Below are 25267 nucleotides of genomic sequence, written 5' to 3' on the forward strand. Positions count from 1 at the left end.
TCCTGCCGGAGTTGTCATGAAGCTCACTTCCAAACTACGCCGTGACTGGCATTACTACGCCTTTGCTATTGGGCTGATCTTTATTCTTAACGGTGTCGTGGGGCTGTTGGGATTTGAAGCAAAAGGGTGGCAAACGTATGCCGTGGGTCTGGTGACCTGGGTTATCAGCTTCTGGCTGGCGGGGATGATTATCCGCCGTCGTCCTGAAGAGACGACAGCGGATGAGACGGAAACGGCGAAAACTCCCGATTAACCGTTTACGGAGCTTTTCAGGGCGCTGTCCGCAGCATGACGCTCCAGCGCCAGTTCAATCAGGCGGGTGATAAGTGCTGAGTAGCTAAGCCCGCTGGCCTGCCACAGCTTGGGATACATGCTGATGTTGGTGAAGCCCGGCAGGGTGTTGATTTCATTAATCACCACCTCGTTTTCAGGTGTCAGGAACACATCCACGCGCGCCATGCCGCTGCAGCCGAGCGTCTGATAAGCGTTAATCGCGATCGCGCGGATCTTATCGTTGATTGTCGGATCGATATTCGCAGGCACGACAACCTGGGCGCCTTTATCATCAATGTATTTGGTGTCGTAAGAGTAGAAATCACTGTTTAACACCACTTCACCGCAGGTGCTTGCCTGTGGGAAATCGTTGCCCAGCACGGCGCACTCAATTTCGCGGCCTTTGATGCCCTGCTCAACCACCACCTTATGGTCAAACTCAAACGCCAGGCTGACCGCTTGCGTGAACTGCGCTTCGCTTGTCACCTTGCTGACCCCGACGGAAGACCCCTGGTTTGCGGGTTTCACAAACAGCGGCAGGCCCAGCTGACCGGAAATCTGAGCGAAGCTGTGTTGGTCACGATTGGCGCGGGTGAGGGTGACAAACGGCGCAATATTCAGCCCCGCATCACGCAGCAGGCGCTTGGTGACGTCTTTATCCATGCAGGCAGCGGAACCCAGCACATCAGAACCGACAAACGGCAGGTTGGCCATGCGCAGCATCCCCTGCAGCGAACCATCTTCGCCAAGGGTGCCATGAACGATAGGGAAGACCACGTCAATCTGGGCGAGAGACTGCGCATTACCGGCGTCGATGAGCTGCCCTTGCACCACGCCGGGTACGGTAGCGACGCTGATTGCAGAAGGATTCAGGGCGATATGCGCCGGATCGTCAGCATTTAACAGATACTGGCTGGCATCGTTGACATGCCACTGCCCCTGTTTATCTATGCCCAGCAGCACCACGTCGAAACGGCTTTTATCGATTGCATCGACGATATTTTTGGCCGATTGCAATGAAACCTCGTGCTCCGCTGATTTTCCCCCAAAGACAATACCTACGCGCTGCTTTGCCATCTCACTCTCTTCCAGTCTGACGAAAAACCAATAACATACCACGATGCCCAGCGGGTTTCGCGGCCTTCTGCCATAATGTTTTGGGGAATGTTAAGGGGGGAGCGTGAAAGGAAAAACTCTGCTGACCGTTTTCATTATTGCGGCTGTCGCAACGGTGGGGTATCACTGGTTGCCGTCTTACTACAACCCTTTCTCGCCCCTACATCTCGACGACCCGCCAGGCCGCATTACCCAGTATAAGCTTCGGAACTTAACGCCCCAGGCGTGCGCGAGCCTGTTATCGCAGGCCAATCAACGCGCGCTTATCCGCACACAACCGGTCGCAGACAGCGGTGGGGAGTGTCCACTCCGTAACGTCGTCCGGGTACGTAACTTCGGTCCGGTCAGCCTGAACAGCAGTTTCCTTGCGAGCTGCCCGCTGGCGCTCAGTTCTGCCTTGTTTATCAGCCAGCAGGCCCGGCCACTCACCAGACGCTATACGGGAAGTGAGCTGACGCGTATTGAGCATCTCGGCAGCTTTGCCTGCCGCAACATTTACCATCGCCCCGACGCGCGACGCAGTGAACATGCTACGGCAGAGGCGCTGGATATCACGGCGTTTGGGCTGGCAAACGGTGTGAGGGTCACGGTACAAAACGGCTGGAAGGCGACAAAAACGCAGCCATGGCTGAAAGGCATGCTGGCGGCGAGCTGCAGCTATTACGGTAACAGCCTGGGGCCAGAGTATAACGCTGCCCATGCCAGCCACTTTCACCTGGGGATGCGCGGTTTCGGTCTCTGCCGCTGAAGCATAATATTCCGTCAGAAAATGGATGATTTGTGACTTATTTCACAAATATGATGACTGGGAAGATAAAACACCAAAGTCGGCAAGGGCGCATCTCTGGTGCGACGTCATAACGCGTAACTTGCTAATCTGTCGGCGAATTCGCCTAAAAATGAAGACTATTTCTTTTATGGAATCCTGGAAAGTTAATCTCATCTCGGTCTGGTTCGGGTGCTTCTTTACCGGGCTGGCCATCAGCCAGATATTGCCCTTCCTGCCACTGTACGTGTCGCAGCTGGGCGTTACCTCCCATGAAGCGCTCTCCATGTGGTCAGGTCTGACGTTCAGCGTCACGTTTCTGGTCTCTGCCATCGTCTCGCCGATGTGGGGGAGTCTGGCCGACCGCAAAGGGCGCAAGCTGATGCTGCTGCGCGCATCGCTGGGGATGGCGATAGCCATTCTGCTGCAGGCCTTTGCCACTAACGTATGGCAGCTCTTTTTCCTGCGAGCGGTGATGGGGCTGACGTCCGGGTATATTCCGAATGCCATGGCGCTGGTGGCCTCGCAGGTGCCCCGTGAACGCAGCGGCTGGGCGCTGAGTACGCTCTCTACTGCTCAGATAAGCGGGGTCATTGGCGGCCCGCTGCTAGGGGGCTTCCTCGCCGATCATGTGGGGTTGCGCGCGGTGTTTATCATTACGGCCATCCTGCTGGTGGTCAGTTTTCTGGTCACGCTCTTCCTCATTAAAGAGGGAGGACGCCCCGTCATCAGCAAAGCTGAACGCCTGAGCGGCAAGGCCGTTTTCGCCTCGCTGCCCTATCCGGGCCTGATGATCAGCCTGTTTGTGACCACCATGGTGATCCAGCTTTGCAACGGTTCGGTCGGCCCGATTCTGGCGCTGTTTATTAAGTCGATGGAGCCAGACAGCAATAATATTGCTTTCCTCAGCGGGATGATTGCCGCCGTCCCGGGCGTATCAGCCCTCATTTCGGCGCCACGCCTTGGAAAACTGGGCGACAGGATCGGCACGGCGCGTATCCTGATGGCCACGCTGATTTTTGCGGTGGTGCTCTTTTTCGCAATGTCGTTTGTCACTTCTCCGCTTCAGCTTGGCGTGCTGCGGTTTCTGCTGGGCTTTGCCGATGGTGCGATGTTACCCGCGGTGCAAACATTGCTGGTGAAATATTCCAGTGACCAGGTAACGGGCCGTATTTTTGGCTATAACCAGTCGTTTATGTATTTAGGTAACGTTGCCGGTCCGCTTATGGGAGCCGCTGTTTCGGCAATGGCCGGTTTCCGTTGGGTATTTGCTGCTACCGCCATTGTGGTGCTGATAAATATAATTCAACTGGCTATTGCACTGCGTCGCCGCAGACAAATGGCAGAGGCGAAGTCGGCGCGATAGCTGTTTCGTGGATGTATTATATATTCTTATGGTCGCCGCATTTTTATATAACTAAATGCGGCGTTTTTTATAGAAAAACGTTTCGCTGAAAGCCGCGAGGAATCTATTTTTCCTGCCGCATCACTTTTGCATAACATAATAAATTTCTTCTCTTTGCATAATGGATTCAGAATGCTAAGTTCAGACAAAACGGATAAGGAAATAGCACCATGAAAAATCTCATTGCTGAGTTGTTGGTCAAGCTTGCACAAAAGGAAGAAGAGTCAAAAGAGTTGGTCGCCCAGGTTGAAGCGCTGGAAATTGTGGTCACCGCGCTGCTGCGACAAATGGCGAAAAACGAACAACAGACGTTGATTGAGAACGTTGAAGGCGCGCTGGAAAGCGTCAGACCCGATTCCCAGGTGCCGGTTGAGGATGCTGAAATGCTCCGCCAGTACGTAAAAAAGCTGTTAAGGCATCCTCGCAACTAAACCATCACGGAACCTGACGGCGTGTCATAGAATTGTCATGCAGGATGCCTATAGTCGCTCTGTTTTATTTTTTATGTATTTGTACATGGAGAAAATAAATTGAAACAGAGCGCACTTTTCATCGCATTACTTCCCCTGTTAATGTCACCCGCTATTTATGCCGACAATCACAATACCAGCGTGCTGGATAATCGTGCGGCCAAAGGGGATATCACCCAGCCTGGCGGCGCGCGCCGGTTGACTGAAGATCAAACCGCCGCCATTCGCGCTTCGCTGAATGAGAAACCCGCTAAAAACATTATTCTGCTGATTGGCGACGGGATGGGCGATTCCGAAATAACGGCAGCACGAAATTATGCCGAAGGCGCGGGCGGCTTTTTTAAAGGTATCGACGCACTGCCTCTCACCGGACAATATACCCATTACGCGCTGGATAAAAAAACCGGTAAACCCGATTACGTGACGGATTCTGCTGCCTCTGCCACGGCGTGGTCCACCGGTGTGAAAACCTATAATGGTGCGCTGGGTGTGGATATTCACGAAAAAGATCACCAGACCATTCTGGAGATGGCTAAAGCGGCGGGACTGGCTACCGGCAACGTCTCTACGGCTGAACTTCAGGATGCAACGCCAGCGGCGCTGGTAGCGCATGTCACCTCGCGTAAATGCTACGGCCCGTCGGTGACCAGCGAAAAATGCCCCACTAACGCGCTGGAAAAGGGCGGTAAAGGCTCGATTACGGAACAACTGTTGAACGCACGTCCTGACGTGACGCTGGGCGGCGGGGCGAAAACCTTCGCGGAAACCGCAACGGCGGGCGAATGGCAGGGCAAAACGCTGCGTGAGCAGGCGCAGGCTCGCGGCTATCAGCTGGTGAGCGATGCATCTTCTCTGGCGGCGATTACCGAAGCAAGCCAGGATAAACCGCTGCTGGGTCTTTTCTCTGATGGCAATATGCCGGTGCGCTGGGAAGGGCCAAAAGCGTCCTACCACGGCAACATTGATAAGCCTGCCGTAACCTGTACGCCAAATCCAAAACGTACCGACAGCGTCCCGACGCTGGCAGCGATGACCGATAAAGCGATCTCACTGCTGAGCAAGAGTGAAAAGGGCTTCTTCCTGCAGGTGGAAGGCGCGTCGATCGATAAACAGGATCATGCGGCTAACCCGTGCGGTCAGATTGGCGAGACGGTCGATCTGGACGAAGCAGTGCAGAAGGCACTTGAGTTCGCGAAGAAAGACGGCAACACCCTGGTGGTTGTTACCGCAGACCATGCGCACGCCAGCCAGATCATCCCAGCGGATACCAAAGCACCGGGCCTGACGCAGGCGCTGAACACCAAAGACGGCGCGGTGATGGTGTTGAGTTATGGCAACTCTGAAGAAGAGTCCATGGAGCATACCGGAACCCAGCTGCGCATCGCAGCATACGGTCCGCATGCGGCAAACGTGGTAGGGCTGACCGATCAAACGGATCTGTTCTACACCATGAAAGCGGCTTTAGGGCTGAAATAATAAAAGCCCGGCGGAAATCACATCTGCCGGGTGGTTTTTTTCCTGTCACGAACCAGACTTACAGTGAATGTTCACAAAAGGATGGTGCAATGAAAACAACATTACTGGTTACTCTGCTCTCGGGTCTGTTCCTGATCTCATCGGCGAACGCGGAAGAGAAAACATTAACGCCGCAGCAGCAACGCATGACCACCTGTAATCAACAGGCGACCGCACAGAGCCTGAAGGGCGATGCCCGTAAGACCTACATGAGCGGTTGCCTCAAAAACGGTGCCGCGAAACCGGGTGAGAAAAGCCTGACGCCGCAGCAGCAAAAAATGCGCGAGTGTAATGCGAAAGCGACCGAACAGTCCCTGAAAGGCGACGATCGCAGCAAGTTCATGAGTGCCTGTCTGAAGAAAAACGTGTAGTCCTATCGGGTGAGTGGCCCCGGCGGCTCACCCGAAATTTCATACTTTCCCCGTAAGCCCCCTCTCTATAATTTGGGAAATATTTCAGAATATTCCCAAAAATGATGAATGATGAATCTTATTACAATATAAAGCGCATTCGGGAAGAGTGGAATATGACCCTTTCTCAGGATGACCCCCACCGTACCGGGATCCCGTTTGCCCGGCGAGCCCGGCTGGCGCGTGTTGTCGGACTGGCAGCGATGTTCTTCCCCCTCTCTGGCGTGCTGGTCACCTTTTCTGTATCCGGCGTCTGGTGGTTGTTCCTGGTGGGGTGGGCATTTGTCTGGCCCCATTTCGCCTGGCAGTGGTCCTGCCGTGCTGCTTCTCCTCATCAGCAGGAACGCTTTAATCTGAAGATTGATGCCATTATTGCCGGGCTTTGGATCGGCATGATGGGGATCAATGCGCTACCTACGGCAGCGCTGCTGATGATGGTGGGAATGAACATGATGGGGGCCGGCGGCTGTCGGCTGTTTTTTACCGGCATCATGTTAACCCTTCTGTCTTCCCTGGTGACGCTCCCCGTCGTGGGCCGGGTGGCTGTCTTTAACCCGGAGCCTCTGGCATGGGGCTTAACGCTTCCCGTGCTGGTGTTATATCCGATGCTTTTTGCCTGGCTCAGCCATCGTACTGCCATCAGGCTTGCAGAGCATAAACGGCGGCTGGAGCTGATGAGTACTCGCGACGGCATGACCGGCGTCTTTAATCGCCGGCACTGGGAAGTGCTGCTGAGAAATGAATTTGAACACTGTCGCCGCAACCACTGCACCGCCACGATTTTGCTTATCGATATCGATCATTTTAAGAATATCAATGACACCTGGGGCCACGATGTGGGTGATGAGGCGATCATCGCCCTGACGCGGCAACTGCAGCTAACGGTGCGTTCCGGGGATGCGATAGGCCGTTTTGGCGGGGATGAGTTTGCGGTGATCATGTCCCGGACGGCGGCTGACAGTGCCATCGCCGTGATGTCACGCGTACATGAGAGGCTGGAAACGCTGTCGTTACCGTGTGCGCCCAAGGAATCTCTGCGTATTAGCGTCGGTGTCGCGCCCTGGGGACCGCAGTTCGGGCACTATCGGGAGTGGTTAAAAGCGGCCGATGTGGCGCTGTATAAGGCCAAAAATGCCGGACGCGGCCGCACCGAGGTGGCCGCCTGACGTCCGGAGCAGATAATCAGGATTTACTCAGTTTCTCTGATTTTTCCATGCATTTTGTCATCGCTTCAATAACGGCCGAACGGAAGCCGCGTTCTTCCAGCACCCGCACCGCCTCGATAGTGGTTCCGCCAGGCGAGCAGACCATATCTTTCAGTTCACCCGGATGCTTACCGGTCTCCAGCACCATTTTGGCAGAGCCCATCACGGCCTGTGCAGCGAATTTATACGCCTGCGCTCGTGGCATACCGCCAAGCACCGCGGCGTCGGCCATCGCTTCTAAAAACATAAAGACATACGCAGGCGCTGAACCGCTCACTCCCACTACCGGATGGATCATGGATTCGGCAATGACTTCCGCTTCACCGAAGCAGCGGAAGATGTTCAGGACATCCGCCACGTCTTCCGACGTCACCAGCGCGTTAGGCGTGACGGAGGTCATGCCGGCGTTGACCAGTGACGGGGTATTCGGCATAGCGCGTACGATTTTACGGTCATGACCCAGCGCGCGCGCCAGCTGATCGAGCGTGACGCCCGCGGCAATCGATACGACCAGTGTCTCTTTGTTCAGGCTGGTGGTGATGTCGCTCAGCACTTTGATCATGATGTTCGGCTTGACGGCGCCAAAGACAATATCGGCTACCTGAGCCACTTCCTGGGCGCTTTCGGCTGCGTTGATCCCGTACCGATCGCGTAACGCGGCGACGTTGTCCGGTGATGGGGTGTAGACCCAAATCTGACCCGGCAGCACCTGTCCGCTGGCGATCAGGCCACCCAGGATGGCTTTGCCCATGTTACCGCAGCCGATAAACCCGATTTTCTTATCCATCACGATTCTCCGTCATTATGCGTTGTTTTCTCTGATTGATAGCTTAACAACGAAATGCAGGCGACAATAGTCGGCAGAATCATTATGGGGAGACAATATGGCGATTTGGGTTGATGCGGACGCGTGTCCGAATGTGATTAAAGAGATTTTATTCCGCGCGGCCGAGCGCGTGCAGATGCCGCTTACGCTGGTGGCGAACCAGAATATTCGCGTACCGCCTTCCCGATTTATTCGCGCGTTGCAGGTTCCGGCTGGCTTTGACGTGGCGGATAACGAGATTGTGCGTCTGTGTAGCCCCGAGGATCTGGTGATCACGGCGGATATCCCGCTGGCCGCGGAAGTAATTGAAAAGGGAGCGGCGGCGCTGAACCCGAGAGGGGAGCGTTATTCGCCGGCGACCATTCGTGAAAGACTCACCATGCGTGATTTTATGGATACGCTTCGCGCCAGCGGCGTGCAAACCGGCGGGCCAGACAGCCTGTCCCAGCGCGATCGCCAGCAGTTCGCCGCAGAGCTTGATAAGTGGCTGCTCGAAGTCAAGCGTCGCACTGCGTAATGATAACCATTGTCACTTTGTGGTACAGTATGGCCTCCGCAGGGTTGTCATCCCGTACCGCTTTGCAGTAAAGTAAACGCAACATCTTCTGCAATTATTTCTTTACGCTCTTCGGCCATCCGGCATCAAGGGGAACACCTGGTTATGACCCAACCCATCTTTTTAGTTGGCCCCCGCGGCTGTGGGAAAACCACCGTTGGCCTGGAACTGGCACGCGTGTGCGATCGTCAGTTTGTTGATACCGACCACTGGCTGCAAACCGAAGCCGGGAAAAGCATCGCGGAAATCGTTGAGCAAGAGGGGTGGGAGAGCTTTCGCGCCCGTGAAACGGCCGCGCTGAAGGCGGTCACCACGCCGTCTGCTGTTATCGCAACCGGTGGCGGCATTGTTCTCGCCGAGTGTAACCGTCGCTTTATGCGCGAAAAAGGGATTGTCATCTACCTCAGCGCACCCGTTTCGGCCCTGGTAGGGCGGCTGGAAGCATTTCCGGAAGAGGGACAACGTCCTGCGCTGACCTCCCGGCCGCTCAGCGAAGAGGTGAGCGAAGTGCTGGCCGAACGCGATGCGTTATACCGCGAAGCGGCACACCACGTTGTGGATGCTTCCGCTTCACCCGAGGACGTGGTAATTCAGATTATTACCGCCCTGCGTTTGGCTTGCGCCAGCTAAGCGGCGTCTATACTTATAGCTCAGACATAAAAAAAGGATGAGCTATGCCAACCAGACCTCCCTATCCACGTGAAGCACGCATCGTTACCGTTGAAAAAGGCAATGGCGATCAAACCGTCACCTGGTATCAGCTGCGTGCCGATCACCCCAAACCAGACTCTCTGATCAGTGAACATGAAACTGAACAGGAAGCGCTGGATGCCAAACGGCGCTACGAAGATCCTGATAAGTCGTGAATGAATTCCTAAAGGGCTAAATACCGTGCCTGAATCACACTTTTTACTCATCGCAAATGTTAAGCAGGGGTTAATATTTAGTTATTACAGGTAACTCCGTAACGGGCAGGCGATCTTTACATTTCGCGATGGGGATCACCTGCTACGCTTGGTGCTGTTTTGTTGAAAAAACGAACTGTGCAGCGTAGTGAGCCTGTACCTGTGTGAAAGATTTAGCGGTAATGGAAGGCGATGAAGATGAAGGCGACGTTGGCGATCCTCACTATTGGTGTGGTCCCTGTAAGCGAAGTGTTACCGCTCTTAACCGAGCATGTATCTGAACAACAGATAACGCATCTAAGCCTGCTGGGGAAGATGAGTCGGGAAGAGGTCATGGAAGACTACGCTGTAGAGGCGGGGGAGGATCCCCTGGCGACGTTATTAAGTGACGGTAAACTGGCGCATGTTTCGCGTCAGAAAATCGAGCGCTCGCTGCAGAGCGTAATAGAAGTGCTCGACAATCAAGGCTATGACGTTATTTTACTGATGAGTACTGCACCTGTTAAGGGACTCATCGCGCGTAATGCGATTTTGCTGGAGCCGATGCGGATCATTCCGCCGCTGGTGGCCTCCATTGTTGACGGGCATCAGGTGGGGGTCATTGTTCCCATTGAAGAGCTCATGGACAACCAGACGGCAAAATGGCACGTACTCGAAAAAATGCCTTTGTATGCGCTGGCCAATCCCTTCTGGGATAGCGAGGCTGCGCTGATTGAGGCAGGACGGGAACTGCTGGAGAGAGGGGCCGATGTGTTGATTCTGGACTGCCTTGGATTCCACCAGCACCACCGTGATTTACTGCAAAAGGCGCTGGATGTCCCGGTGCTGTTGTCTAATGTTCTGATGGCCCGGCTGGCCGCAGAGCTGTTGATCTAATGATTTTGCGTGACAGGTGATGATCATGGCCCCTATAGTGAATTTTTATCTAAAAATATAAGGGCCAGTTCATGCTTCAAAGTAACGAATACTTTTCCGGTAAAGTGAAATCCATTGGTTTTACCAGCAGCAGCACTGGCCGCGCCAGTGTCGGCGTTATGGCTGAAGGGGAATACACCTTTGGTACAGCCGAAGCTGAAGAGATGACGGTGATCAGCGGTGCGCTCAACGTCTTACTGCCGGGGGAAACAGAATGGAAAGTTTACTCTGCCGGACAAGCGTTCAACGTCCCTGGCCACAGCGAATTCCATCTGCAGGTTGCTGAACCGACCTCTTATCTGTGCCGCTACCTGAAATAAAACGTTTTATACCCTCTCCCTGTCGGGAGAGGGTCACTGCAGGCATTACCGCTGCGCTTCGCCGCCGAGGCCTTCTACCAGATTCTGAATTAACGCTGCCAGCTCTCCGGTCATCAGGATAAAGTCCGCGTCAAAGCGCTGGGCGTAATCTTCACGATCGATATCTTCGTTCTGATCGCGCAGCTCATCGCAGAATTTCAGACGCTTCACCGAGCCGTCATCGCACATCACAAACTGAATACGCTGCTGCCAGTCGAGTGCCAGTTTGGTCACCACTTTGCCCGCTTCAATATGTACGGCGATCTCGTCGCTCACCAGATCCTGCTTTTTCGCGCGGATCACGCCGCCATCTTCGAGCAGGGCTTTGAGCTCGGCTTCATCAAGGATCTGGAAGCCCTGGGCCGCTGTACCGCTGCGCACCCATTCGGTCAGGGTCAGTTCAATCGGCGTTTCCAGCGCCAGCGGAACGACCGGTAACGAGCCGATGCTTTTGCGCAGCAGGGCCAGCGTATCTTCCGCTTTTTTGGCGCTGGCGCAGTCCACCATGATCAGCCCGTTAACGGTATCGATCCACATCATTGTCTGGCTGAAACGGCTAAAGGCGCGCGGCAGCAGAGAGTGAAGAACTTCGTCTTTCAGCGAATCTTTTTCGGTTTTTTTCAGCTTGCGACCCTGTTCGGCTTCAAGCTTGAAAATTTTCGCTTCGAGCGCCTGCTTGACCACCGGCGTGGGCAGAATTTTTTCTTCTTTGCGGGCGCAGACGATGATTTGACCCGTGCTGCTGGCGTGGGTCAATGCATCGCTTTGTGAACCCATTGGAGGAACCCAACCGGTTTTGGCCATATCCTGGCTACCGCAAGGGGAAAAGCTATAAGCGGCTAACTGTTTTTCCATCTCTTCTGCACGCAGCGAAACGTCGCGGCTGAGACGGTAAACCATCAAATTTTTGAACCACAGCATGATAATTTCCACGGCCTTGTCGTTAAATCAGCGGGCATGATAACGAATTGTCGCATCGCTTGCATTGCTAATCGGGAAGCGGGCTTCTACTCTGTTGATAATCAAAATAATGAGGAGTGTCTTGTGCGTATTGGGATTGATTTGGGCGGCACCAAAACAGAAGTCATCGCACTGAGCGAGCAGGGGGAGCAACTGTTCCGCCACCGTCTGCCTACGCCGCGCGATGATTATCACCAGACTATCGAGACGATTGCCCGGCTGGTCGACATGGCTGAGCAGGCGACAGGGCAGACCGGCACCGTTGGGATGGGGATCCCGGGCTCAATCTCGCCCTATACCGGGGTGGTTAAAAATGCCAACTCCACCTGGCTCAACGGTCAGCCTTTTGATAAAGATTTAAGTCAGCGCCTGAACCGGGAAGTGCGTCTGGCAAATGACGCCAACTGTCTGGCCGTCTCCGAAGCCATTGACGGTGCCGCCGCAGGGGCCCAGACCGTTTTTGCGGTCATTATCGGGACCGGCTGTGGCGCAGGCGTGGCCCTGGGCGGGCGTGCCCATATTGGCGGCAACGGTACGGCGGGCGAGTGGGGACATAACCCCCTGCCGTGGATGGATGAAGATGAACTTAAATACCGCGCCGAGGTGCCGTGCTATTGCGGCAAGCAGGGCTGTATTGAGACGTTTATCTCCGGCACCGGTTTTGCCACCGATTACCACCGCCTGAGTGGCCAGCCACTCAAGGGGAACGAGATTATGCGCCGGGTCGGGGAACACGATCCGGTGGCTGAGCTGGCTCTCAGCCGCTATGAAATGCGGCTGGCGAAATCCCTGGCGCACGTGGTGAATATCCTTGACCCTGACGTGATTGTGCTCGGCGGCGGGATGAGCAACGTCGACCGTTTATATGCCACGGTGCCGAATCTGGTGAAGCAGTGGGTCTTCGGCGGCGAGTGTGAAACCCCGATCCGCAAAGCGGTGCACGGGGACTCCAGCGGCGTGCGCGGCGCCGCGTGGCTCTGGCCGCTATAGCCATTCTCCCTCTCCCTACGTGAGAGGGGCGGGATGAGGGTGCCCTTATGCAGGGCACCCTCACTCCACCGCAAACACCTTATCCAGCTTGCTATACCCCAGCCCGTTAATCTTCTTCACTTTGATCTGCACCGGGATCCGCTCTTTCATCGCCTCGACGTGGCTAATCACGCCAATGGTTTTCCCGGTGGCGTTCAGCGCGTCGAGCGCATCCAGGGCGGTATCCAGCGTTTCGCTGTCGAGCGTGCCGAAGCCTTCATCCAGGAACAGCGAATCGATGCGTGTCTTGTGGCTCACCAGATCGGAAAGCGCCAGCGCCAGTGCCAGGCTAACAAGGAAGCTTTCGCCGCCGGAGAGGGTACGGGTATCGCGCACCGCGTCCGCCTGCCAGGTATCCACCACTTCGAGTTCCAGCGCATCGCTGACCTTGCGCTGCAGCAAATAGCGCCCGTGCAGGCGATTTAGCTGCTGGTTGGCAAGCCAGACCAGATTATCCAGCGTGAGCCCCTGGGCAAACTTACGGAACTTGTCGCCGGTGCTGGAACCTATCAGCGAATTCAGATAGCTCCAGTCATCGGCCAGCCGCGCGGCCTCTTCAATATGCTGCATGAGCACCTGCTGGTGCTGACGGTTATCGCTGTCCTGTTTAAGCTGCTGGCGGATCTCACCCTGATGAGTGGTGTTCTCCCGAAGCTGTTGCCCGAGTTGCTGTAGCTGCAACTGCAGGGTTGGCGCGTCGAGTTCCAGCCCTTCCGGTCGCTGCGTCTGATGAGCCTGCAGCTGCTGGTTTGCCTGTGCGAACAGCGCGGTTGCCTGCTGAAGCTGGTTTTCCAGGGTCTGCTTACGGTGTTCAAGACGGCGGATAGTCTCTTCATCAAGCAGTGCAGCCAGAAAGGCCTCCCGATCGGCGAAGCAGCTTGCGGTCAGTGCGGCGGTAAAATGCGTCGTGGCGTGCTGCAGTCGCTCGCTTTCGAGGCTTTCCTGCTGTTGCAATGTAGCAAGCTGGCTCTGAAGAGAAACGCATTCGTCGTGCGTTTCGCGCCAGTTATCAGGAATGGCCGGTTCGGTTTCTGTGTCGTTTGTGGCGGGCAGGGTGTCGAGCAGCGGCATCAGAGCCGTCATGCGCTCCTGCATGACGCCATGCTGAGTCTGTTTTTCCTGCCACTGTGCGAACTCGGTTTCTCGTTCGTTCAGCCAGGCAGCCTCTGTGCCTTCTTCCGGGACGTTGAGTGACAGCGTCAGCAGGGTCGTTTCCAGCGCCTGGCGCGTGGCCGTCAGCTGCTGTTGATACTGACGCGCCTGCGCGTCCTGTTCATTCAGCTGTTGCTGCAGCGTCAGACGCTGGCTCAACTGGTAAAGCTGACGCTCATACTGCTCTTGTTCGTTCATCCACGGGGCAATATCTTCCTGAATATTCAGAGTGATATTCAGGGACGCGCAAACCGATTGCCACTCTTTAGTGAGCGCTTGCTCCTCCTGAGAGAGCGTCTGAGCGTCGTCTGTCTCACGCTGGATCTGCCGGGTCAGGGCATTCACCTGACCGAGAACTAACAATCCTTCCTCTTTAAGTGCAGCGACCTCTTTGGCTAACTGGTCGCGACGCTGCTGGTTGGCACTCAGCTCCAGCGCCTGATAGGCCGTGACTGCCGGGTGCGAGGTTGAGCCGCACAGCGGGCAGGGCTGTCCCGCCTGCAGCTGCGCACGCTCTGCCTCCAGACTTTTAATCTTCTCTTCCTGTCTGCAGAGCGTTTCAAGATCCAGATAATGTTGGTTTTTCTCTTTGTACTGCTGGCGACGCAGCGTCAGCGTTTCATTGAGTTTTACCTGCTCTGCCTGGGCTTTCTGCAGGCTTTCACCGTTCTGGCGCAGACGCTGTTGTAGCGGCAGATAACGGGCCTGAAGCGACATCAGCCGCTGGCGGAAAGTCCGTGACTGAGCCTGTTGCTCCATCGCCACGCTGACCTCGTCAGCCGTGAGCGTCAGGGCGTTTTCCGGCATCTCTGCCAGCTTCTGGCGTAATTCAGCAATGCGCGTGGAAAGCGTGGCGATCTGATGTTTATCGCGATTCAGCTGTGCAAAATGGGCGCGCCAGCCTGCTATCTCCTGGCCCCACTGACGATACCGCTCGTGCTCTGCCAGCCACTGTGCCAGCGCCGTAAGGTCGGTCTGCAGTTGTGCATGGCTACGCTGGGCCGTATTACGGATACGCGAGCGCAGCGCGGTTTTTGCTTGTAAGCGAGCATTTACTTCAACAATGCGCTGCTTCGTTTGCCCCAGCCGGGTGGTTTGCTCTTGCTGGCTGTCCCACAGTGGACGCAGCTGGGCGGCGGGGTGAGCAAGCTGGAGCGTTGCCAGCTCGGGCGCAGCCTCGGTCAGCGCCTGTTGCGCCTGTTGCTGTAAGGTGGCAACGCGCTGCTGCTCACGTATGAGCTCGTCATTGCGCGTAAGCCACTGAAAATCTTTCTGTTGATTCTGCTGTTGCGCCAGCAGCGTTTTCTCTTCGTCAGTAAGTGCCTGCAAACTTTGCTGTAACTGCTGCTGTTGCTCTTCACTCAACAACACGACGCCTGCAGCCTGTGCTTCATACACCTCAAGGGCGTTACGTGCGGCTTTGTGTTTCTCAAACACCATGGCGGAAATCTGACCGTAGATCTCGGTTCCGGTCAGTTCTTCCAGCAGTTCGGCGCGGTCGGAAGGTCTGGCATTGAGGAAGGCGGCAAATTGCCCCTGCGAGAGCAGCATTGAGCGGGTAAAACGGCCATAATCCAGCCCGGTGAGGGCGGCCGTTTGTTCCAGCTTATCCGACACTTTGTCGGCCAGAATTTTACCGTCCTCACAGCGTGCCAGCTCGACGCGTGGGGCCTGAAGATTACCGTCGGGCTGATTTCGCGCGCGGTTCTGACTCCAGAAAGCGCGATAGGCAATACCTTTGACTTCAAACTCAACTTCGGCAAGGCATTCGGCCGTGTCGCGCGTCATCAAATCGTTTTGTGCCTGGGAGACTTTCTGCAGGCGTGGCGTTTCGTGATACAGCGCCAGACAAATGGCGTCGAGCAGGGTCGTTTTCCCTGCGCCGGTAGCCCCGGTAATCGCAAACAGTCCGTTGCTGGCAAACGGCTCCGCGGTAAAATCGATTTTCCACTCACCCTTCAGTGAGTTGAGGTTTTTCAGACGCAGGCTGAGGATTTTCATGCGTTTTCTTCCTCATCGTTCAGGGCATGCAGGGTGTGCGTAAACAGCTCGTTCAGCCGTGCGCGTTTCGCGTCGTCAATCTCCTCGTGGGAGAGCCGGCGTTCAAAAACCTCTTCCACCCTGAGTTCGCTGAGCGTTTCGCGCTGAGCGCCGAGCAGAATTTTCTCGCGCTGCTCGCGGCTGCGGCGCACCAGTAGCACCTCTACCGGCAGGTCTTCCGTGAGTACCTGAATTTTACGCTGTACATCATGCAGGTAGTCGCCGCTGGCGATCTCAATATCCAGCCAGACCGGCGGGTTTTGTTCCACGCCGCGCCACTGTTCAAGCTGGGCGGTGATGGCGTCCAGATCGCCTTTCAGCACCGCCAGCGGCTGGGTGACGGGCACTTCCAGCGTGTCAACGGCGCTGAGCTTGCCGTCGCTAAAGCTCACCAGATGGACACTTTTGGCTTTGCCGGTCTCATCAAAACTCAGCGAGATGGGCGAACCGCAGTAGCGAATGTGCTCGCAGCCGCCGATAACCTGCGCCCGGTGGATATGCCCGAGGGCAATATAATCCGCGGGCGGGAAGTTTTGTGCCGGGAAAGCATCCAGCGTGCCAATATAAATGTCACGCACCGCGTCGCTTTTGCTGGCCCCAACGGTGGTGAGGTGCCCGGTGGCAATCACCGGAATCGCCTGGTCGCCGCGAAGGGCACAGGCCTGGGCATGCTGCTGGTGGTAATAGTCGGTGATGGCCTGCAGCAAATGCTGCTGTTTTTCTGCGCCGGAAAGCCCCGCCTGGCTTTGGACAATATCGCGCGGGCGTAAAAATGGGATCGGACACAGTACCGCACCCGGCGTCCCGTCGCGCTTTTTCAGGATCTGCGGCGCATGTCCTGCGCTGGCCACCACGGTAGTATTGAGAAACGCCAGAATATCGCGGGATTCATTTAACGTTGCGACGGAATCATGGTTGCCGGCAACAATCACCAGATGACAGCCCGTTTGCTGCAGATTGACGACAAAACGGTTATATAACTCGCGCGCATAGCTGGGGGGCGAGCCGGTATCGAAGATGTCACCCGCCACAATAATGGCGTCCACCTCATGAGAGCGGGCCGTATCCAGCAGCCAGTTCAGGAACGCTTCGTGTTCAGCCGCCCGGCTTTTGCTGTAAAAATTTTGACCCAGATGCCAGTCAGAGGTGTGTAGTATGCGCATTGCTGATCCGTGGCGAAAAAGAGAAAGCAGGATTATAAACTGTCAGGGAACAGAAAATAACCGCTGTAATAAAACAACAGTTTGCCCTTTATAGTGGTACTGTTTTTCATAAATCTGTCATAAATCTGACGCATAATGACGCCGCATTACAAACTTGTAACTTAAATAAGATAAAACAGGGCAAAGTATGGCGAGACGTATTCTGGTCGTAGAAGATGAAGCTCCGATTCGTGAAATGGTGTGCTTCGTGCTCGAGCAAAATGGCTTCCAGCCGGTTGAGGCGGAAGATTATGACAGCGCGGTGAACCAGCTGAATGAACCCTGGCCCGATCTGATTCTGCTCGACTGGATGTTGCCTGGCGGCTCCGGGCTGCAGTTTATCAAACACCTGAAACGTGAAGCGCTAACCCGCGACATACCGGTTGTGATGCTCACGGCGCGCGGTGAAGAAGAGGATCGCGTACGCGGTCTGGAAACGGGGGCGGACGATTACATTACCAAACCGTTCTCACCGAAAGAGCTGGTTGCCCGCATTAAAGCCGTGATGCGCCGCATTTCACCGATGGCGGTGGAAGAGGTGATTGAGATGCAGGGACTGAGCCTTGACCCTACCTCACACCGCGTCATGACCGGTGAAAATCCCCTCGATATGGGGCCTACCGAATTTAAACTTCTGCATTTCTTTATGACTCACCCGGAGCGCGTATACAGCCGCGAACAGTTGCTGAATAACGTCTGGGGAACTAACGTGTATGTCGAAGACCGGACGGTTGACGTACATATCCGCCGCCTGCGAAAAGCGCTGGAACTGAGCGGCCACGATCGCATGGTGCAGACGGTCCGCGGCACGGGTTATCGTTTTTCAACCCGTTTCTGAACAATGACAGGAGTGTGACGCGTGCTGGAACGTCTGTCATGGAAAAGGCTCGTCTTTGAACTGATCTTATGCTGTATTCCGGCCTTCATTCTGGGGGCCTTTCTTGGATATTTGCCGTGGTTTCTGCTGGCGTCGGTTACCGGGCTTCTGATCTGGCATTTCTGGAACCTGCTGCGCCTCTCGTGGTGGCTGTGGGTTGACCGAAGTATGACGCCTCCGCCGGGAAGCGGAAGCTGGGAGCCGCTGCTGTACGGTCTGCACCAGATGCAGATGCGTAACAAAAAGCGGCGTCGGGAGCTGGGAAGCCTGATCAAACGCTTCCGTAGCGGCGCTGAGTCGCTGCCGGATGCTGTCATTCTGACGACCGAAGAAGGGACGATCTTCTGGTGTAACGGCCTCGCGCAACAGCTGCTGGGCCTGCGCTGGCCGGACGATAATGGCCAGAACATCCTCAACCTTCTGCGTTACCCCGAGTTCACGCTGTACCTGAAAAAGCGTGATTTTACCCGCCCCCACAACCTGAAGCTCAATAATGGGCGCCATCTGGAAATCCGTGTGATGCCTTACAGCGACCAGCAGTGGCTGATGGTTGCCCGTGATGTCACCCAGATGCACCAGCTGGAAGGGGCGCGACGCAACTTCTTTGCCAACGTCAGCCACGAATTACGCACTCCGCTGACGGTGCTTCAGGGGTACCTGGAGATGATGCAGGAGCAAACGCTGGAAGGCGCGCCGCGCGAGAAAGCGTTGCATACGATGCGTGAACAAACGCACCGTATGGAAGGGCTGGTGAAACAGCTGCTGACGCTCTCGAAAATTGAGGCCGCCCCCTCGCTGGCATTGAATGACACCATTGATGTTCCGATGATGCTGCGGGTGGTGGAGCGCGAAGCGCAGACGTTAAGCCATAAAATGCATCAGCTGACCTTCGAGGTCGACAACACGCTCAAGGTGCTTGGCAGCGAAGATGAGCTGCGCAGCGCCATTTCCAATCTGGTGTATAACGCGGTGAATCATACGCCAGCGGGGACGGATATCGTGGTGCGCTGGCAGCACACGCCAACGGGCGCTGAGTTCAGCGTAGAGGATAACGGGCCGGGGATCGCACCTGAACACATCCCGCGTCTGACCGAGCGCTTCTACCGGGTGGATAAAGCGCGCTCACGGCAGACCGGCGGCAGCGGTCTGGGGCTGGCTATTGTGAAACACGCGGTGAATCACCATGAAAGCCGTCTCGATATTCAAAGCACGCTGGGTAAGGGAACCCGCTTCAGTTTCGTTATCCCGGAACGATTAATTGCCAAAAAGATCGCCTGACGACAGGCGTGTCAGTTTACCTTTCCACGGGCCAGCGTTTGCTGGCCCGTTTGCTTTGCAGTCAAGCGAAACGCGGCTGAATATTATACGGCTGGCTGTTTTTTGTTCGCATGATTAGCCATGGGTTTTTCTTATAATTAGCGTATTGTGCTGGCCTGATTTTTGATGCTGGCATATTGTTCTGGTTTCACGATCCCATCTTGCCTTTAAACGTTATAAGCGTTTAAATTGCGCCCCAGATACTGTCATACCGACTGTATTTGCGTGGTAAATCGAAAAACTATTCTTCTCCACGCCAGGACGGGAGCATATCCCGCTGAAATTGAGCAAATTTTCCGCTGTATCGTCCCGTCAGGGATAGCGAAAATCTCAATGTTTTCAACACCACATCCACAGGCAGTAAGGTTTTATGACCCATCACTTAAAATCGCGTGACATCATCGCGCTGGGCTTTATGACATTTGCGCTGTTCGTTGGCGCAGGCAACATCATTTTCCCTCCAATGGTTGGCTTACAGGCGGGTGAACACGTCTGGACCGCTGCGTTTGGTTTCCTGATTACTGCTGTGGGTCTGCCGGTACTGACCGTCGTCGCGCTGGCGAAAGTCGGTGGTGGCGTTGATAGCCTCAGCACCCCGATTGGCAAAGTGGCCGGCATTCTGCTGGCGACCGTCTGTTATCTGGCCGTTGGCCCGCTGTTTGCGACCCCGCGTACCGCGACCGTATCCTTCGAAGTGGGGATTGCCCCGCTCACTGGCGATGGCGCGATGCCGCTGTTTATCTACAGCCTGATCTACTTCGCGATTGTGATTCTGGTTTCCCTTTATCCGGGCAAGCTGCTGGATACCGTGGGTAACTTCCTGGCTCCGCTGAAAATCGTGGCGCTGATTGTGCTGGCGGTTGCAGCCATCGTCTGGCCCGCAGGCCCGATTAGCGATGCGATGGACGCCTATAAAAACGCCGCGTTCTCCAACGGCTTTGTGAACGGCTACCTGACGATGGATACGCTGGGCGCAATGGTGTTTGGTATTGTTATCGTGAATGCCGCTCGTTCCCGCGGCGTAACGGAAGCGCGTCTGCTGACTCGCTACACCATCTGGGCTGGCCTGATGGCCGGTGTGGGGCTGACGCTGCTGTACCTGGCGCTGTTCCGCCTGGGCTCAGATAGCGCCATACTGGTCGATCAAAATGCCAACGGCGCGGCGATCCTCCATGCTTACGTACAGCACACCTTTGGTGGTGCGGGTAGCCTGCTGCTGGCGGTACTGATTTTCCTGGCGTGCCTTGTCACCGCCGTGGGGCTGACCTGCGCCTGCGCTGAGTTCTTTGCTCAGTATCTGCCGCTCTCTTACCGCACGCTGGTCTTTATCCTGGGCATCTTCTCCATGGCGGTGTCAAACCTCGGTCTGAGCCACCTGATTCAGGTCTCTATCCCGGTGCTGACGGCCATCTATCCGCCATGTATCGTGCTGGTGGTGCTGAGCTTCACCCGCCCGTGGTGGAACAACTCGTCGCGAATTATTGCGCCAGCCATGTTTATCAGCCTGATTTTTGGTATCCTTGACGGGATTAAAGCATCCGCCTTTGCGCAAATACTGCCAGCCTGGACACAGCGTCTGCCGCTGTCCGAGCAAGGCCTGGCCTGGTTGATGCCTACCGTTGTTGCACTGGTTCTGGCCATTATCTGGGATCGTGCTGCAGGGCGTCAGGTCGCATCGAACGCCCATTAATCAACGGCAACAAACTGTTTAACCACGGGGCTTAAGGCCCCGTGGTTTTTTGTTTTTTTCGAGTTGAATGGCAAGATTTAAATGGAAAGCACTAACAAACTCAAACGTGGACTCAGTACCCGCCACATTCGCTTTATGGCGCTGGGATCCGCTATCGGTACCGGTCTTTTTTATGGCTCGGCAGATGCCATTAAAATGGCCGGTCCCAGCGTTCTGCTGGCCTACATCATCGGTGGCGTGGCCGCGTATATTATCATGCGCGCCCTCGGGGAGATGTCGGTTCACAATCCGTCTGCCAGTTCGTTCTCGCGCTATGCGCAGGAAAACTTAGGCCCGCTGGCGGGCTTCATCACCGGATGGACCTACTGCTTCGAAATTCTGATTGTGGCTATTGCCGACGTTACCGCCTTTGGCATCTACATGGGCGTCTGGTTCCCCGCGGTTCCGCACTGGATCTGGGTGCTGAGCGTGGTCCTGATCATATGTGCCGTCAACCTGATGAGCGTGAAGGTGTTCGGTGAACTGGAGTTCTGGTTCTCCTTCTTCAAAGTTGCCACCATCATCATCATGATTATCGCGGGCTTCGGGATCATCATCTGGGGTATCGGCAACGGCGGTCAGCCAACGGGGATCCATAACCTCTGGAGCAACGGTGGCTTCTTCAGCAACGGCTGGCTCGGCATGGTGATGTCGCTGCAGATGGTCATGTTTGCCTACGGCGGGATCGAGATTATCGGCATTACCGCCGGGGAAGCGAAAGATCCGGAGAAATCCATTCCGCGCGCCATCAACTCAGTGCCAATGCGTATTCTGGTGTTCTATGTGGGGACGCTGTTCGTCATTATGTCCATCTACCCGTGGAACCAGGTGGGCACTAACGGCAGCCCGTTTGTGCTGACCTTCCAGCATATGGGCATCGCGTTTGCCGCCAGCATCCTGAACTTTGTGGTGCTGACCGCCTCGCTTTCGGCAATCAACAGTGACGTCTTTGGCGTGGGCCGCATGCTGCACGGAATGGCGGAGCAGGGCAGTGCGCCTAAGGTGTTTGCCAAAACCTCTCGTCGCGGCACGCCGTGGGTGACGGTAATGGTAATGACCGTAGCCCTGCTGCTGTCGGTCTACCTGAACTACATCATGCCGGAGAATGTGTTCCTGGTGATTGCGTCGCTGGCGACCTTCGCGACCGTGTGGGTGTGGATCATGATCCTGTTGTCGCAGATTGCGTTCCGTCGCCGTCTGTCACCGGAAGAGGCGAAAGCGCTGAAGTTCAAAGTGCCGGGTGGGGTGGTGACAACCGCTGTCGGTCTGGTCTTCCTGGTCTTTATCATCGCCCTGATTGGCTATCATCCGGATACCCGTATCTCCCTTTACGTGGGCTGCGCGTGGATCGTCCTGCTGCTGCTGGGCTGGATGTTCAAATGCCGCCGCGACCGTCAGCTGGCGCAGGCACAGTAAACTTCCCTCTCCCCGCAGAGGGACTGGAAGGAGGCATCCGCTCACGCTGATGCCTCCTCCCCCGTCCTCCTCCCTCAATAAACCTCGTCATGATGAGCTAACCTTAACCACCCTGTGGCAAGGTGACGTCAATTTCATCAAAGGGGATTCGTGATGTTAAACGCCTGGCACCTTCCGGTTGCCCCATTTGTTAAGCAAAACAAAGACAACCTTGTGATTACGCTCTGGCTGGCGGGGGAAAATCAGCCTGAACGCGTGACGCTACGCGCCGAAATTGATAACGAAGAGACCGCGCTGAAAATGCATAAGCAGCGCAGCCAGCCGCAGCCCGGGATCACGGCGTGGCGGGCAAACATCGATTTAACCCGTGGACAGCCGCGTCGTCGCTACAGTTTTAAACTGCTGTGGAATAACCGCCAGCTGTGGTTTACCCCGCAGGGGTTTAGCCGTTTTCCGCCGGCCCGGCTGGAGCAGTTTGCCGTCGATTACCCGGACAATGGCCCGCAATGGGTTAACGATCAGGTGTTTTACCAGATTTTCCCGGACCGCTTTGCCCGCAGCGAAAAGCGCACTGCAGACCAGGACAAGGTGTATTACCACCACGCAGCAGGTCACGACATTATCCTCAAAGCATGGGATGAACCGCTGACCGCGCAGGCGGGTGGCTCGACGTTTTACGGTGGCGATCTCGACGGGATCAGCGAAAAACTCCCGTACCTGAAAAAACTGGGCGTGACGGCGCTGTACCTTAACCCGGTGTTTAAAGCCCCGAGCGTGCATAAATACGACACCGAAGATTATCGTCATGTTGATGAGCAGTTTGGCGGCGATGCGGCGCTGCTGCGCCTGCGACAGAACACTAAAAACGAAGGGATGCGCCTGATTCTGGACGGCGTGTTCAACCACAGCGGGGATTCGCACGCGTGGTTTGACCGTCATAACCAGTCGATGAGCGGGGCATGCCATAACCCGGATTCGCCGCAGCGTGACTGGTACAGCTTTAATGAAGAGGGCTACGCGCTGGACTGGCTGGGCTACCCAAGCCTGCCGAAGCTGGATTTCCAGTCGCCTTCTCTGGTCAGCGAAATCTACGGCGGTGAAGACAGCATTGTCCGCCACTGGCTTAAGGCACCATGGAACATGGACGGCTGGCGTCTTGACGTGGTGCATATGCTGGGTGAAGCGGGCGGAGCGCGTAATAACCTTCAGCACGTTGCAGGTATCACCCGCTCAGCGAAAGCCGCGCAGCCGGAGGCCTTTGTCTTTGGCGAGCATTTTGGCGATGCACGCCAGTGGCTGCAAGCCGATGCAGAAGACTCGGCCATGAACTACCGCGGTTTTACCTTCCCGCTATGGGGATTTCTGGCGAACACCGATATCTCTTACGATCCGCAGCATATCGACGCCGAAACCTGTATGGCATGGATGGATAACTACCGCGCCAGCCTGTCGCATCAGCAGCAGTTGCGGATGTTTAACCAGCTGGACAGCCACGATACCGCACGTTTTAAATCCCTGCTTGGCAAGGATGTGGCACGTCTGCCGCTGGCCGTTACCTGGCTCTTCACCTGGCCTGGCGTGCCGTGCATTTACTACGGTGATGAGGTGGGGCTGGAGGGGAACAACGATCCCTTCTGCCGCAAAACCTTCCCCTGGGATCCGGCGAAGCAGGACAAGGCGCTGCTCACCCTGTACCAGCGTCTGGCTAAGCTTCGTAAACAGAACCAGGCGTTGCGTTACGGTGGCTGTCAGGTGGTGTATGCCCACGATAACGTGGTGGTGTTTGCCCGCGTCTACAACCAGCAACGCGTGCTGGTCGCCATCAACCGCGGAGAAGCCTGTGAAGTGGTGCTGGATGACTCTCCGTTGCTGCACGTGAAGGCGTGGCAACGCAAAGAGGGTAAAGGCACGATTCAGGAAGGCATTCTCTCCCTACCGGCCATTTCCGCCTCCGTCTGGTTCGGAAATTAATCGTCATCAGCAACCGGTTTATTTCCCGGTTGCTGAAAATTCCCCTAAGTTGTTCGGTTAATTTCAACAGAGGGGACAAATATCTTTACTATCCGCTCAATCAATTCTCGCTATACTCAAATTGCTTTATCAGTCAGGGCCCTTTCTCATATAGCACACCAAAACGTTGGCTTTTAACACATTGATTAAAAGGTACTTTTATGTCTATTCGTGAACTGATTGACCCGTCCAATTCCGTACTGATTTTTATCGATCACCAACCGCAAATGTCTTTTGGCGTGGCAAATATTGACCGTCAGTTATTAAAGAATAATACGGTGGCTCTGGCAAAAGCAGGCAAAATTTTTGATGTTCCGGTTATCTACACCTCTGTCGAAACAAAAAGCTTTAGCGGATACATCTGGCCAGAACTGCTGGCGGTTCACCCGGCGGTTAAACCGATTGAACGTACCTCTATGAACTCCTGGGAAGACGATGCGTTTGTTGCGGCAGTGAAAGCAACGGGCCGCAAGAAACTTATCATCTCAGCCCTGTGGACCGAAGTTTGCCTGACCTTCCCGGCGCTGATGGCTCTGGATGAAGGGTTTGAAGTTTATGTAGTGACCGATACTTCCGGCGGTACCTCCGTAGATGCCCATGAACGTGCGATTGACCGTATGGTTCAAGCGGGCGCGGTTCCTGTGACCTGGCAGCAGGTGCTGCTTGAGTATCAGCGCGACTGGTCTCGCAAAGGCACTTACGACGCGGTCATGGACCTGGTCCGTGAGCACAGCGGCGCTTATGGCATGGGCGTTGACTATGCCTACACCCTCGTTCACGGTGCGCCAGAACGCAAAGCGTAAACCTTCCAGGG

Annotated in this window: 24 protein-coding genes; 19 read left to right on the plus strand and 5 right to left on the minus strand. The window is 55.6% G+C overall.

Annotated features, from left to right (window positions below; genetic code table 11):
• Positions 1-16: 16 nt before the first annotated feature.
• Entirely contained in the window at positions 17-253 is a 237-nt protein-coding gene (locus ACN9MQ_RS04480) for a DUF2754 family protein (RefSeq protein WP_025205000.1), read from the plus strand.
• Here ACN9MQ_RS04480 and ddlA read toward each other — a convergent pair.
• Positions 250-1350, minus strand: a complete 1101-nt coding sequence (gene ddlA / locus ACN9MQ_RS04485) for a D-alanine--D-alanine ligase (RefSeq protein WP_223398385.1) — start codon at positions 1348-1350, stop codon at positions 250-252. The two genes, ACN9MQ_RS04480 and ddlA, sit on opposite strands and share 4 nt — an antisense overlap.
• Before the next feature lie 103 nt (positions 1351-1453).
• Here ddlA and ACN9MQ_RS04490 point away from each other — a divergent pair, with 103 nt between their 5' ends.
• From ACN9MQ_RS04490 to adrA, 6 genes are all read left to right on the plus strand, one after another.
• The gene (locus ACN9MQ_RS04490) at positions 1454-2137 is read left to right on the plus strand and encodes an extensin family protein (RefSeq protein ID WP_251884335.1); all 684 of its coding nucleotides are present in this window, start codon (positions 1454-1456) and stop codon (positions 2135-2137) included.
• Positions 2138-2306: 169 nt separating this feature from the next.
• Positions 2307-3521: a multidrug efflux MFS transporter gene (locus ACN9MQ_RS04495; RefSeq protein ID WP_025204998.1), complete on the plus strand. Its 1215-nt coding sequence runs from the start codon at positions 2307-2309 to the stop codon at positions 3519-3521.
• A gap of 209 nt (positions 3522-3730) precedes the next feature.
• The gene (gene iraP, locus ACN9MQ_RS04500) at positions 3731-3991 is read left to right on the plus strand and encodes an anti-adapter protein IraP (protein ID WP_014168818.1); all 261 of its coding nucleotides are present in this window, start codon (positions 3731-3733) and stop codon (positions 3989-3991) included.
• Between the two features lie 99 nt (positions 3992-4090).
• Complete coding sequence (gene phoA, locus ACN9MQ_RS04505; protein ID WP_426021419.1) at positions 4091-5506, plus strand: alkaline phosphatase; 1416 nt, start codon at positions 4091-4093, stop codon at positions 5504-5506.
• Between the two features lie 89 nt (positions 5507-5595).
• The gene (psiF, locus tag ACN9MQ_RS04510; protein ID WP_014168820.1) at positions 5596-5916 is read left to right on the plus strand and encodes a phosphate starvation-inducible protein PsiF; all 321 of its coding nucleotides are present in this window, start codon (positions 5596-5598) and stop codon (positions 5914-5916) included.
• Between the two features lie 101 nt (positions 5917-6017).
• Positions 6018-7121: a diguanylate cyclase AdrA gene (gene adrA, locus ACN9MQ_RS04515; RefSeq protein WP_063215184.1), complete on the plus strand. Its 1104-nt coding sequence runs from the start codon at positions 6018-6020 to the stop codon at positions 7119-7121.
• 16 nt (positions 7122-7137) lie between these two features.
• On the opposite strand, the gene proC is transcribed toward adrA, so the two are convergent.
• Entirely contained in the window at positions 7138-7947 is an 810-nt protein-coding gene (gene proC, locus ACN9MQ_RS04520) for a pyrroline-5-carboxylate reductase (RefSeq protein WP_020885239.1), read from the minus strand.
• Positions 7948-8044: 97 nt separating this feature from the next.
• On the opposite strand from proC, the gene ACN9MQ_RS04525 reads away from it, so the two are divergent.
• From ACN9MQ_RS04525 to ppnP, 5 genes are all read left to right on the plus strand, one after another.
• Positions 8045-8503: a YaiI/YqxD family protein gene (locus ACN9MQ_RS04525; protein ID WP_073395599.1), complete on the plus strand. Its 459-nt coding sequence runs from the start codon at positions 8045-8047 to the stop codon at positions 8501-8503.
• A 144-nt stretch (positions 8504-8647) separates the two neighbouring features.
• On the plus strand, positions 8648-9172 hold the full coding sequence (aroL, locus tag ACN9MQ_RS04530; RefSeq protein WP_073395601.1) for a shikimate kinase AroL: 525 nt from the start codon (positions 8648-8650) through the stop codon (positions 9170-9172).
• Between the two features lie 44 nt (positions 9173-9216).
• Positions 9217-9408: a protein YaiA gene (yaiA, locus tag ACN9MQ_RS04535; protein ID WP_013095817.1), complete on the plus strand. Its 192-nt coding sequence runs from the start codon at positions 9217-9219 to the stop codon at positions 9406-9408.
• A gap of 237 nt (positions 9409-9645) precedes the next feature.
• Positions 9646-10323 (plus strand): AroM family protein, encoded by a 678-nt coding sequence (locus ACN9MQ_RS04540; protein WP_025204994.1) that lies wholly within the window; start codon positions 9646-9648, stop codon positions 10321-10323.
• Between the two features lie 71 nt (positions 10324-10394).
• Entirely contained in the window at positions 10395-10682 is a 288-nt protein-coding gene (gene ppnP, locus ACN9MQ_RS04545; protein WP_014168827.1) for a pyrimidine/purine nucleoside phosphorylase, read from the plus strand.
• A 45-nt stretch (positions 10683-10727) separates the two neighbouring features.
• On the opposite strand, the gene rdgC is transcribed toward ppnP, so the two are convergent.
• A complete protein-coding gene (gene rdgC, locus ACN9MQ_RS04550; protein WP_014882739.1) occupies positions 10728-11642 on the minus strand; it encodes a recombination-associated protein RdgC in 915 nt (304 codons plus the stop codon).
• Positions 11643-11765: 123 nt separating this feature from the next.
• On the opposite strand from rdgC, the gene mak reads away from it, so the two are divergent.
• Complete coding sequence (gene mak / locus ACN9MQ_RS04555; protein WP_059306746.1) at positions 11766-12671, plus strand: fructokinase; 906 nt, start codon at positions 11766-11768, stop codon at positions 12669-12671.
• Between the two features lie 60 nt (positions 12672-12731).
• Here mak and sbcC read toward each other — a convergent pair whose 3' ends face one another.
• Both sbcC and sbcD read right to left on the minus strand, forming a co-directional pair.
• Positions 12732-15863 carry an exonuclease subunit SbcC gene (sbcC, locus tag ACN9MQ_RS04560; RefSeq protein ID WP_251884333.1) on the minus strand — a complete coding sequence of 1044 codons (3132 nt, stop codon included), beginning with the start codon at positions 15861-15863 and terminating at the stop codon, positions 12732-12734.
• Positions 15860-17065, minus strand: coding sequence for an exonuclease subunit SbcD (gene sbcD / locus ACN9MQ_RS04565; protein ID WP_032681573.1), 1206 nt, complete (start codon positions 17063-17065; stop codon positions 15860-15862). The genes sbcC and sbcD overlap by 4 nt, the downstream gene beginning before the upstream one ends.
• 187 nt (positions 17066-17252) lie before the next feature.
• Between sbcD and phoB the strand changes: the two genes are divergently transcribed.
• The 6 genes from phoB (at position 17253) to ACN9MQ_RS04595 (ending at position 25256) form a co-directional block, all read left to right on the plus strand.
• Positions 17253-17942, plus strand: coding sequence for a phosphate response regulator transcription factor PhoB (gene phoB / locus ACN9MQ_RS04570; RefSeq protein WP_008503265.1), 690 nt, complete (start codon positions 17253-17255; stop codon positions 17940-17942).
• A gap of 21 nt (positions 17943-17963) precedes the next feature.
• Positions 17964-19259, plus strand: a complete 1296-nt coding sequence (phoR, locus tag ACN9MQ_RS04575) for a phosphate regulon sensor histidine kinase PhoR (protein WP_014168833.1) — start codon at positions 17964-17966, stop codon at positions 19257-19259.
• Between the two features lie 409 nt (positions 19260-19668).
• Positions 19669-20988: a branched-chain amino acid transporter carrier protein BrnQ gene (gene brnQ / locus ACN9MQ_RS04580; protein ID WP_014168834.1), complete on the plus strand. Its 1320-nt coding sequence runs from the start codon at positions 19669-19671 to the stop codon at positions 20986-20988.
• A gap of 81 nt (positions 20989-21069) precedes the next feature.
• Positions 21070-22443: a proline-specific permease ProY gene (gene proY / locus ACN9MQ_RS04585; RefSeq protein WP_014168835.1), complete on the plus strand. Its 1374-nt coding sequence runs from the start codon at positions 21070-21072 to the stop codon at positions 22441-22443.
• A 153-nt stretch (positions 22444-22596) separates the two neighbouring features.
• Positions 22597-24414 carry a maltodextrin glucosidase gene (malZ, locus tag ACN9MQ_RS04590; RefSeq protein WP_270292906.1) on the plus strand — a complete coding sequence of 606 codons (1818 nt, stop codon included), beginning with the start codon at positions 22597-22599 and terminating at the stop codon, positions 24412-24414.
• A 200-nt stretch (positions 24415-24614) separates the two neighbouring features.
• Positions 24615-25256, plus strand: a complete 642-nt coding sequence (locus tag ACN9MQ_RS04595; RefSeq protein ID WP_014168837.1) for a hydrolase — start codon at positions 24615-24617, stop codon at positions 25254-25256.
• The last annotated feature ends 11 nt before the right edge of the window (positions 25257-25267 follow it).

Origin of the sequence: Enterobacter sp. R-25 (genome assembly GCF_049913205.1) — a bacterium.
GTDB classification, from domain to species: Bacteria; Pseudomonadota; Gammaproteobacteria; order Enterobacterales; family Enterobacteriaceae; genus Enterobacter; species Enterobacter ludwigii.

Excerpts from the sequence above, each read along its gene's own strand:
- ACN9MQ_RS04480 (WP_025205000.1), top strand. The coding sequence starts at position 17 with ATGAAGCTCACTTCCAAACTACGCCGTGACTGGCATTACTACGCCTTT.
- ddlA (WP_223398385.1), bottom strand. The coding sequence starts at position 1,350 with ATGGCAAAGCAGCGCGTAGGTATTGTCTTTGGGGGAAAATCAGCGGAG.
- ACN9MQ_RS04495 (WP_025204998.1), top strand. The coding sequence starts at position 2,307 with ATGGAATCCTGGAAAGTTAATCTCATCTCGGTCTGGTTCGGGTGCTTC.
- iraP (WP_014168818.1), top strand. The coding sequence starts at position 3,731 with ATGAAAAATCTCATTGCTGAGTTGTTGGTCAAGCTTGCACAAAAGGAA.
- psiF (WP_014168820.1), top strand. The coding sequence starts at position 5,596 with ATGAAAACAACATTACTGGTTACTCTGCTCTCGGGTCTGTTCCTGATC.
- adrA (WP_063215184.1), top strand. The coding sequence starts at position 6,018 with ATGATGAATGATGAATCTTATTACAATATAAAGCGCATTCGGGAAGAG.
- proC (WP_020885239.1), bottom strand. The coding sequence starts at position 7,947 with ATGGATAAGAAAATCGGGTTTATCGGCTGCGGTAACATGGGCAAAGCC.
- ACN9MQ_RS04525 (WP_073395599.1), top strand. The coding sequence starts at position 8,045 with ATGGCGATTTGGGTTGATGCGGACGCGTGTCCGAATGTGATTAAAGAG.
- aroL (WP_073395601.1), top strand. The coding sequence starts at position 8,648 with ATGACCCAACCCATCTTTTTAGTTGGCCCCCGCGGCTGTGGGAAAACC.
- yaiA (WP_013095817.1), top strand. The coding sequence starts at position 9,217 with ATGCCAACCAGACCTCCCTATCCACGTGAAGCACGCATCGTTACCGTT.
- ACN9MQ_RS04540 (WP_025204994.1), top strand. The coding sequence starts at position 9,646 with ATGAAGGCGACGTTGGCGATCCTCACTATTGGTGTGGTCCCTGTAAGC.
- ppnP (WP_014168827.1), top strand. The coding sequence starts at position 10,395 with ATGCTTCAAAGTAACGAATACTTTTCCGGTAAAGTGAAATCCATTGGT.
- rdgC (WP_014882739.1), bottom strand. The coding sequence starts at position 11,642 with ATGCTGTGGTTCAAAAATTTGATGGTTTACCGTCTCAGCCGCGACGTT.
- sbcC (WP_251884333.1), bottom strand. The coding sequence starts at position 15,863 with ATGAAAATCCTCAGCCTGCGTCTGAAAAACCTCAACTCACTGAAGGGT.
- sbcD (WP_032681573.1), bottom strand. The coding sequence starts at position 17,065 with ATGCGCATACTACACACCTCTGACTGGCATCTGGGTCAAAATTTTTAC.
- phoB (WP_008503265.1), top strand. The coding sequence starts at position 17,253 with ATGGCGAGACGTATTCTGGTCGTAGAAGATGAAGCTCCGATTCGTGAA.
- brnQ (WP_014168834.1), top strand. The coding sequence starts at position 19,669 with ATGACCCATCACTTAAAATCGCGTGACATCATCGCGCTGGGCTTTATG.
- proY (WP_014168835.1), top strand. The coding sequence starts at position 21,070 with ATGGAAAGCACTAACAAACTCAAACGTGGACTCAGTACCCGCCACATT.
- malZ (WP_270292906.1), top strand. The coding sequence starts at position 22,597 with ATGTTAAACGCCTGGCACCTTCCGGTTGCCCCATTTGTTAAGCAAAAC.
- ACN9MQ_RS04595 (WP_014168837.1), top strand. The coding sequence starts at position 24,615 with ATGTCTATTCGTGAACTGATTGACCCGTCCAATTCCGTACTGATTTTT.